The following is a 10183-nucleotide window of genomic DNA, read 5'->3' as shown; positions in this document are numbered from 1 at the left end:
CATAAACACGATATTAATTTATATTAGAATTTTTTAATTAGAATTTTTTAATTAGAATTTTTTAATTAGAATTTTTTAATCGTTTTTTAATAGTATTTTTAAAGGCTTTTTTTATAAATATTGTTATAATCATTTTGAAATCATTTTTGGAGGGAGCAATGAAACAGCAATTTAATGCAAAACCGTTGAGCAAAACAGCAAAGATCATTATAGGCGCATGCGCAGGATTTTTGGTAGTTTTGATTTTATTATTTTCATCTATCACCGTTATTGACCAAAGCGAAATTGGTGTTTATACCAATTTGGGAAAATATAAATCACAGTTTTCCGCAGGTATTAATTTTAAAGCACCTTTTACATCCAAGGTTTACAGATACAACACCAGAGTACAACAGTACGAAAATACATACGAAGCATATACATGGGATACCCAGCTTGTAAGCTTTGAACTCACTGTGCAATATCAGCTTGATAAAGACAATGTTTATCAGGTGTTTATTAATTTTGGAACAATGAATCAGCTTGAGCAAAAGCTTACCCCTATGTTCTATTCAGAGTCCAAGAATATATTTAAAGAATATTCTGCAAGCAAGACTGAAATTACACAAGATTCTAGCGGCAATGAAATCGAAAAGGATGTCAACGAGGTAATCCAAAAGCGTGATGAAATAGAAAACAAAATCAGAGAACAGCTTATCCAAAAAAGCCCGCTATTTTTTGTGGATATCGTCAATGTAACGCTAAAGGATATAAGTTTTAGTTCTGAATATGAAAAAGCGGTAGAAGATAAGCAGGTTGCATATCAAAATTATTTGGCAGAAAAGAACAGAGCGTTGGCTTTAGTAGAAAAAGCTAAGGGTGAAGCAAAAGCTTTGATAGAAAGCACACAGGGCGAAGCACAGGCTAAAGAAATTGCGGCTCAAGCCGAAGCCGAAGTATTGCGTATTATGAAAGCTACTTGGCTTGAGATAAAAGGCACATCAACCGGCGATGTTTCTCAAGAAGTATTGCAGCAGATGTTTATTGAAGCATGGAACGGAGTATTGCCCGAAACTTGGCTTTCATCTGATTCGCTTTCAAGCATATTTGCACCTGCTAAAAATGAGTCTAGCGGTTCATAAATTTTAAACATAAAAAAGAAAACGCCTTGCAAAAAAATGCAGGGCGTTTTTTTAGTTTTAAACTTTAGAAGGTCATTTGCTAGCTTGAAAATATATTTTTACAGCCAAATTATTCCTAGATTTTGATTTTTTGATATACATAATTGACAACAAAATGTAGTGCTGTTATAATAAATAAGCATTTTATTAGATAATATTTGGAGAGTTGGCTGAGCGGTCGATAGCGGCGGTCTTGAAAACCGTTGATGTGAAAGCATCCTGGGGTTCGAATCCCTAACTCTCCGCCAGAGTAAAAAACCCTGAAAATTTCAGGGTTTTTTTATGTTTTAAATAGATGATTTAGTGTCAAAAACCGTTGAAATAATTTCTGTAAAAATACTACAAATGTATAGTAAAATTGAAAATGAATTAAAAGAAGCGGACCAGGCCACTATTGAAGGTGTAATTTCTAAAATTATATTTATAGAGAATGATATTAGTGTAAATTTTTTACACATAGGTAAGGTTCCAGGGAAGTCAAAAACAAGAAAACGCACCCCTGATATTTATTATAAACTCCCAAATAACCTACATATTTTTAGAAAATTGTTTTTCACTAAGAGTTAATAAAGTGTTTATTTATGATATTAAGTTCGAAATAATAAGCTTAATATTTAATTTATAGCTTGAATTATTTACAAAAAAATCCAATACTCACTGTTGATATTATAAATTATTTATGATATAGTAAATATCAACATTGTGTGATAATTTTAGGAGGAATATTATGAACTTTGCTGAAAATATTGCTTTCGTGTTACACGAAAAATGGAGAGAAACCTTATGAGCCACGCTGGAAACCTATAAGTGATGCAAACTTTATTGCAAAATTTGAAAATAAAGAGTTGCCTACATATGTTAGAAAATCTGAAAATGGTTTTGAAATAGACATAGTAAACGCTTATTACACACGTCTTAGTGCTGATTGGCAAAATGAAAATAAAGCAGCTGCTGAAGTTGTTGCAAAAATTATAGCGTCAAAAGAGCAATTGACACGAGATGAAATTTGAGAAATTATTCACAGTGCGTGGTTGGAAAGAAATCCTTGGGCAAAAGATGGAGCATTGGATGTTCCTTTTGCACAGTTGCCTAAAGAAGAGCAAGATAAGGACATGGTTCAATATGATGTTGCTTTAACAATGAGTGAGGCAAAATTTTATGACATCTCTAATTATTTACCACAACATGTTGCACAAGTTGTAGTTGAAGCGAAAAATAGAGGGGAAAATAATGTTTACAAACATAACTTCAGTATTCTATTCTCCGAGTTTGACACTGCAAAAACCTGCTTTTATAAAGTTCATACAAGAGCATTTGAAGGTGAGAAACTTTGGGAAAAGATGCGCCCAATTTGGAGAGAAGAGGGAATTGAAAGAACTAAAAAATTGAGAGCAGAATCAGTTTCAAGAATCTCAGAATGGCAAAAGAGAGGAGAGTCTTTAGTTTATCCAAACAAAATTAAAAGTTGGCACAAGTGGGTTGAAGATAATGTGCATTCTATATCTATAGGTGCGGGGCTAGAAGAATCCTTAGAGGTTATGGAGGCTTTGGAACAAGGCAAATCAATTGAAGAAGCTACTAAAATTGCCGTAAACCATGGTTCCGTTGAAGGTGTTATGGAAACTGTAACAAAGTTTTCAAAACGTGGTCCTGCTTTCTTTAGGGCTAACAGTAAAGAACTTTCAAAAGAAGTTTTAGAAAAATGGGAAGTATTGTTGAAAAAATTAGAAATGGAAAACAAAAATAGCGAAAAAATGCTGAAGGAATCAGGTCTTCATTTATGATATAGTATGTTTTCAAATAAAAAACACCTATTTAATAGGTGTTTTTTTATTTAAGTTAAACTAGTAATTTTTTTGTAAAATATGTTTTGTCTCTCACAGGCAAATTGCCAGTATTGTTTTAACATTTCATTTTCCATATCTAGTCCTTTAAGTCTTTTACTAATTTTTTCATAATAAAACAAAAAAGTAAACGATTTATTATGTGTTTTTATTTAATTTTATAGCGGCAATTGTAAGCTTGTAAGGCAAGTTGCTGGTTACTTCAAGTGAGATAAACGCAAGACTTATCATAGCCAGCAAAACATCTGGTATGGTTATGTTTTTAAAAAACTGTAATTTTATTTTTGTGTTTTTTTTGGAGTTATTCGCACTATATTTGCTCTTTTTTTGACATTTTTTGATATTGACTTTTGAACGTATTTATAGTTAAATAATATTAATTCCAAAGGAGGGGATATTTTAATGAAATTATTAAAAAATAAAAATTTAATTACTTCAATAGTTGCCTGTTTACTTCTTGTCGTCACAACTGGATATTTTATGGGCACAGAATTTATAAAATCAAAGCAGCAGATTAATATTGAAACAAGAACCATTGTTACAACAATAAATTACGATGCATTGATAGAAACTTTTGATACTTATGAATATACACAAACTGAAGAAAAGATAACACTTGAAGCTGAAAAAAGAATTGCTATAGATTTTTCAGAGTTTGACAACTTAAGCACAGCAACTTCTGACGAAACAACCAATGTTCATTATTCTTATGAATATGATATCGTTAGAAATTTAATATACTTAACCGTCACATTTACAGAACTTGAAGAAATAGTATCTAGTGACACATTAATTGGAAAAGCCTTCTTTGATGAAAATGGAAATTTGGACGCATATTTTGATGTTGATGGCGAGCTATTCTTAATGAGCGAAATGGCTGAATTATCGTCTATTCAAAACCTTGGCTGGTTTAAAAACATTATTAAAAAAGTAGCAGTTGCTGTGGTATCAGTTGTTGTGGTATCTACTGTTGCCGCAGTTGTTGTTGCAACTGCAGGTGCAGGTATGGCAGCAGTTGTTGCAGCAGGCGCAATTGCAGGTGCAGTTACTGGTGGTGTTGCGGGAGCATTAATTTCATACTCAGAGTACGGTGAGGTTAAATGGGAATGGGTTGCTGGCGGAGTTGCAATTGGTGGTGCTATTGGAGCATTAACTGGTTGGGCCGTAGGTTCAATTGCAGGAGCTGGATCTACAACTGCAGCTGAAGCAACAAAACAAGTATTACCAAAAATTGGTGACACTTTTGGAAAGTATGGTACATATGTTAATAATCCGGGGATAAAAATAAATTGGGCAAAAACAACCGCACATGGTGCACAAAGAATGGCAGAGCGTGGTGTATCTAAATCATTAGCAGAGAGTATTATAACTACTGGTAAAGTTTTCATGCAAAATGGAGGCGAAAAATTTTTATACTTGACAAAATCTGGCGCAGTGGTATTAACAAAAGCTGGGGAAATAGTTACAGCATATACAGCTGCAGAATTTAGTGATGATTTAATTGAGTTATTGAAATTAATTGGCGTACTCTAAAAGAGAGGTGATATATAAATGGAGTTAAGTGTAATTAGTAGAATAATTAATGAGTGGGATCCAATAGATTTATTTCCTGCAGCACCAAAAGATGAATATGACGGAGAAATCAACAAAATATCAAGTTTCATTACAAATAATAAAATTATCACTTCGCTTAAATTAGCAAATATAATCCATGATGTTTTTATAGAGTCTTTTGGAGAAAATATATTTAAATCCAGCATTGATGAATGTTTAAATGTTGCAAATAAGTTGTTAAGCAACATGAATAAATAAAGTAGTAATAGCATGCAAATATAAATTATTTAGAGATTTAATTTTTAAAGGCAATACAAATTTATGGAAAAAGAAAAAGAAGCTTTAAAGAAAATAAGTGTAAAATTAATAATTTTTCAATCAGTTTTGATTTTAATTTTGCTGATAAGTTTAATATTTTTAATTATATTTAATAATAAAAATAATTTTAGTGCAAACGATATTTTTAATAAAAACATTGCATCTGTAGTAGAATTAAAAGCATTCGACGATGAAGAAACCGTTTCTTACGGTTCTGCTGTTGCAATTGAAGATAATTTACTTATAACTAACGCACATGTTTTATCTTACAAGAAAAATTTGGTATTAAAAAATTTTGATAATGTTCAAATTAGATTGGCAACAGAAATAGAATATATAAGTGCAACAATAAAAAAAATTGATTATGAGTTAGATTTAGCAATTTTAAAAATTGATAGTAATAATTTAAACCCTATAAAAACTTACAATAAAAAAATTGTTACGGGCGAAAAAATATATGCTATGGGAAATGCTCAAAATTATGGAATTTCTATAATGGAAGGTATTGTTGCAAAAAATGAGGCCATAGTTCAAGCAGATGGCAAAACTGTCACTGCTATTCAATGTGACATTAATATAACCGAAGGAAATAGTGGAGGGGCACTTTTAAATAAAAATGGTCAATTAGTTGGAATTACAACTTTTAGACTTAAAGATTCTAAAAACAATGTTGTATATGGCATAAGCTTTGCAATACCCATAGGAACTATAAATAACTTTATAAACAATAATTAGTATATAAGGCTAGCAGGTTGCTAGTCTTTTTTATTATCTAATTACCTTTGTCTACCAAATGTCTACTTTTTGGTCTTAAAATTAAAGAACGCTAAAAAATGTTAAAAGGTATTAAAAAGTTTTAAGTGGTTTTAAAAAGCATTAAAAACAACGGAGTTTAGGCGAATTAAGTGGTCTTAAGTGATATTAAGAGTCATTAAAAATTGTTAAGAAATAAAATGCTAGAATAACTTGAAAACCGTTGTAGTGAATAGCTACCTGGGGTTCGAATCCCTAACTCTCCGCCATAAGGGATAAGATTTGAGCTTATCCCTTTATTTATTTGTAGTGTTATTAGAGTATATGGGACGCCACAGTTAACAGTTTATATAGGTAAGGACATACGATTAGATTTTTTTTGAATCATTTATAAAAATAACTAAGAGCTAATTTGAATAAAATTTTTGGGCTAAATTCTGAATCAATCAGCACTTTTTTATTTTATAAAATAGGATAAAGATTAATTTATCAATTATTTTGATTAAAAATTATTAAAAAGTTACATTGTAAATTACAGTCTAAGTTGTCATTTTTTAAGACTTTTGATGACCAAAAAGGCAAAAAATGCTTTATTTTTTCAATTTTTCAAGCTAAAACACTAATTCTTTTGTCAATTTATTGAGCAAAAAAATTAAAAATTTGGCTAAAGAGAAAAAACAATGTTTTCTTTTTGGCTGATGTTTTAAATAGCTATTGACTCCCATTATTTAATTGTTATGTTATCAATTGTTAATTAAAAAAAACTCTTAAGGTGGAGGAAGGGAATTGATGCGTAAGTTTAAAAAGAGACTTCTATTATGTCTTGTTACAGCATTGCTTGCAGTAACATGTTTTGGAACTGTTTTTTCTGCGCATGCAGATAATACAGTTACGTTAACGCAATCACAAATTGTTGACGGAATTAGATTAAATTCAGGAAATGCAGTTACTTTCGATTATGGTACTTATGCTACATATTATGGTGTACCTGGTTCTGGCGACCTGATAAAAATGCCTTATAACGAAGTAGGCAACGGCTCATTTGTCTGGAATGGCGATAATGCTAATGCTTATGTAAAAACAAATGCTTTTCAGGTTAACTTTGTCCATGAAAAAGGCTATAAAAAGAGCGAACAAGCATGGACCATGTTCGCTAAGAGCCATAAGATGGCAATTATAGGATTTGATATTTCAAAAGACTGCAATATCAATATTCACCATGATGGAGGATTTGTTAATCCTGATTACAATCTTCACGGCTATTTATATTACCTAGTTGAGCGCAACGGAGTTATTATGTTGGCTGCGCAAAAAGAAACCAACCAGATGACTGTTGAAGAAAATGCTTTTGCACATTCGTTTAATGTATTGAAAGGGGACAAGGTTTATATAGCGTTCACTTCAAAAAATGAATACAGCTGCGCTTATAATATTGAATTGAAGTTTGATTTTAGCGATCCTGTTGCTGGCAAAGACCTAGAACGCAACGTTAACGGCTTGAGCCTTAACGATATTGTAAGTCAAGGAAAAGGCTATTCTGTTGCTACTTCATATGCAACTTTAGATTTGACTGATTATAACAATGGCAATTTACGTTATTTACTTAACCATTTTAATAATACATTTACTAAGCATGACAACGTCGATGGCGGCGGATTGGTTGGAGATGATGAATGGTCAGCTGGTTATGGCGACTATGTTTCCTATGATATTGGTAGTAGTGAAATGTATGTAGGTCCTAACCGCGGCATGCTGATTCGTGCAATCATGAATAAAGATGGGGCCTTAACAATAGGAAATAGAGCATTTACTCATGGCGGACACGGCGATGCCAAAATTAAGGTTTGGGTAGAAAAGAACAACTTAATCAGTGTTAAATTGGATAAATCATTCAATGAACTCAAAGCACAAAATGGTGATTCAAATACTTTTGCCGAAAACAGTCTAGCAATCGATTTGGGCAATCTCAATAGAGGCGATGTAGTTAATGTTTTGTACATAACTAATCCTTGGGAAAACAATACAAAATATAATCCTGTCTTTAATTTTGAAAACACTGAAGAAAGCTTTACCGAAACATTGACAGCACAGACCATGCTTTCTAGCAACCAGATGAATAATAATAACGGCGGTATATCATATTATGCTGATTATCAGTTCAAATATGGAACGATCAAAAATAATACAGCATTCCCTGTATATGGTTCACAAAAAGTTAGCAATTCAAGCTCAGACACATCTACTTGGGCAGGAGAATGGTATATTAACCCTTGGGAAAAGAGAGTAGAAGGATCATCAAAGGATGTAATAATCAAATTTGATGTTAATTATGATTCTTCATTGAAGATTAATTTGGGCGCAATAACCAAGAAAAGCAAAGATTATAAAGACTTAAGAATAGATGTTGTTGTAAAACGTGATGGAAAGTACATTACATATTCTTCAAAATATTTATCAATTCTAAACGACATGCCTGAAAACAGTATGGTACCTGGTAAATTTAATGTATATAGCGGTGATGAGGTGTATTTTGTTTTCAAGGCAGCGCAATCAACTAACGGAGCAATACCTGTACCGACTTTTGAATTTGGACCTAAGATGGAAGTTGATACAGCTCGTGTTATTGATGGTAATATTATTGTTCTTGATACGAAACTAAACGAGGGCAAAGAAACTGGTTTTGATTATGGTAGCTATCAGTTCTTAACAGGAACATTAAACAATCCTATTGAATTTGATGTTTTTGATACGCCTACTGCTTGGCAAGAGAGCTGGAATCCTATGTATGACAGCATGTACTTAAGCCAATTCAAAGATAGTCAATCAGTTGAACAAGCAGGACCGTATGTTTTTGGACAGCAATTTTATTCTAATACGGGTGATTATCAATTTATATATAAAGTAGAAATAACAAAAGCTGCTTATCTCAATATTACTCATCCAGCTTTTCCTGCAAGTTCATGGTGGAGCTATAACCGTGTAAAAGTTGTTCTCCAAAAAGAAATAAATGGTAAAACAGTGTTTATCAACAAGTCGGATGTCAATCTGACTCAAGGTAATCCAAATGATATGACCGCTATTTTACAAAAGAAAAACAGCCTTACTTGCGAAGTAGGCAATGTTGTTCCTGGCGATGTCGTATATGTTGTACATTATTCACCCAATCAATACCCTGCACGTATAGATGCATTTGACCCTGTATTTGAATTCTATGCTACTAAAAATGGAAATGCAGAATATTACACACAAAGCGAATTGATTTCATACTTGGTTGCAACTGAAGGCAGTACTGTTACTCAAGCATCATCTCAAATAGATTTCCAAATTTATAGTGGAAGATTTAGCTCAGGTATAAAGAATGAATTTAACGCATTTAACAAAACCGAGGATAAACAAGATTCCACTGAAGTAAATGCATTTTATGCTACTAATGACGGCGATCGTTGGTTTAAGGCAAAGATTGCATCTGCTAATTTGTTTGCAACTTATGGATATGACATAATCTACAGCTTTAAAGCAAAACAAGACGGAATAAAAGTTAAGTTAGGTCATGATGCTATAGAAAAATGGAATTGGGGCGCAGATTATTCCAACATTAAAGTCGCAATCAAAAAGAGCGGAGAAAGCGCACCAACACAGTTATCTGATAAGATCACAATAACTGGCTCTGTACCTAAGAATTATTATTTTGCTGATATTAATGATTACATTACGCTTAATACTGATGATGAATTATATGTTGTATATTATGTAACTTCTATCGGCAACTATGCTTCCCTAAACTTCTCGTTAAATATCGCAATTGGAGCGGATTTGACAAAATATGCCGACAGTGCAGAATTTTCTTCAGCTGATTATTTAATTGACAGTACTAATGCTTTTGCTGATGTAGCTTTATTGCAAGGAACTTATCCTTCTGCACTCAATCAAAACCAAGACGCATTTACTCAAAACGGATTGAACTTAAAAGCTAATTCAAGTTCAGTAGTAAGATATACAATGCTAAAAAATGCAATGATATTACTTAAAGATACTGAAGCAAATGTCAAAGTTTACCTTAACGGCGTTGAACAAAGCTTAGGTGCTATTCATGCAAAAGCTGATGATGTTGTAGATTTCTGCTTTAATTCTAACGAGGCCAAAACAATAGATGCACCGGTATTTGTATTTGATGCTGATGCATACGACTTTACAAAACGTGAAAGTGCAACTACCGAAAAAATTGACGCTGCTGAAATGTATAGTCGTATCTACACTCCTATAGCTAGCGGAAACGAAACAGTGCTTGTAAGATTTGAACTTCTTAACGGTAAGGTTAATGACCCGACAGTTACAAAAGCTCATGACAGCGATTTGGAATTTAATAAGTTAGTTGGTCAGCATGCCTTTGCATTTATGGCATTGACAACCGAATTAGGAGATTTCAGTCTCAGAATGGGTGCTCATATTGATTATGATGCAATAATAAAGATCACAGCAAAGCAAAATATTGTGGTTAACATTACGCATCCTGCAGCAGGTTATGATGTATGGGCTTTTGATACACGCGGAGTT

At 32.5% G+C, this 10183-nt stretch carries 7 protein-coding genes and 2 tRNA genes; all 9 read left to right on the top strand.

Translation table 11 applies throughout. From position 1 onward, the window contains the following. Window positions 1–158 precede the first annotated feature (158 nt). A complete protein-coding gene (locus VIL26_02375; protein HEY8389789.1) occupies window positions 159–1121 on the top strand; it encodes a prohibitin family protein in 963 nt (320 codons plus the stop codon). A gap of 199 nt (window positions 1122–1320) precedes the next feature. Beyond that, a tRNA-Ser gene (locus VIL26_02370) sits at window positions 1321–1408 on the top strand. 486 nt (window positions 1409–1894) lie between these two features. Next, window positions 1895–2170, top strand: coding sequence for a hypothetical protein (locus VIL26_02365; GenBank protein ID HEY8389788.1), 276 nt, complete (start codon window positions 1895–1897; stop codon window positions 2168–2170). Between the two features lie 21 nt (window positions 2171–2191). Further along, complete coding sequence (locus VIL26_02360; GenBank protein ID HEY8389787.1) at window positions 2192–2944, top strand: hypothetical protein; 753 nt, start codon at window positions 2192–2194, stop codon at window positions 2942–2944. 462 nt (window positions 2945–3406) lie between these two features. Beyond that, window positions 3407–4537: a DUF4258 domain-containing protein gene (locus VIL26_02355; GenBank protein ID HEY8389786.1), complete on the top strand. Its 1131-nt coding sequence runs from the start codon at window positions 3407–3409 to the stop codon at window positions 4535–4537. An 18-nt stretch (window positions 4538–4555) separates the two neighbouring features. Then, a complete protein-coding gene (locus VIL26_02350) occupies window positions 4556–4816 on the top strand; it encodes a DUF1871 family protein (protein HEY8389785.1) in 261 nt (86 codons plus the stop codon). A gap of 63 nt (window positions 4817–4879) precedes the next feature. Continuing rightward, window positions 4880–5611, top strand: coding sequence for a S1C family serine protease (locus VIL26_02345; GenBank protein ID HEY8389784.1), 732 nt, complete (start codon window positions 4880–4882; stop codon window positions 5609–5611). Window positions 5612–5763: 152 nt separating this feature from the next. After that, window positions 5764–5898, top strand: a tRNA-OTHER gene (locus VIL26_02340). 520 nt (window positions 5899–6418) lie between these two features. After that, window positions 6419–10183 (top strand): hypothetical protein (locus VIL26_02335; protein ID HEY8389783.1); only part of this gene is annotated, 3765 nt, incomplete at its 3' end.

It is taken from the genome of Clostridia bacterium (assembly GCA_036562685.1).
Lineage (GTDB): Bacteria > Bacillota > Clostridia > Christensenellales > DUVY01 > DUVY01.
This window is presented reverse-complemented; position numbering and strand designations above follow the sequence as displayed.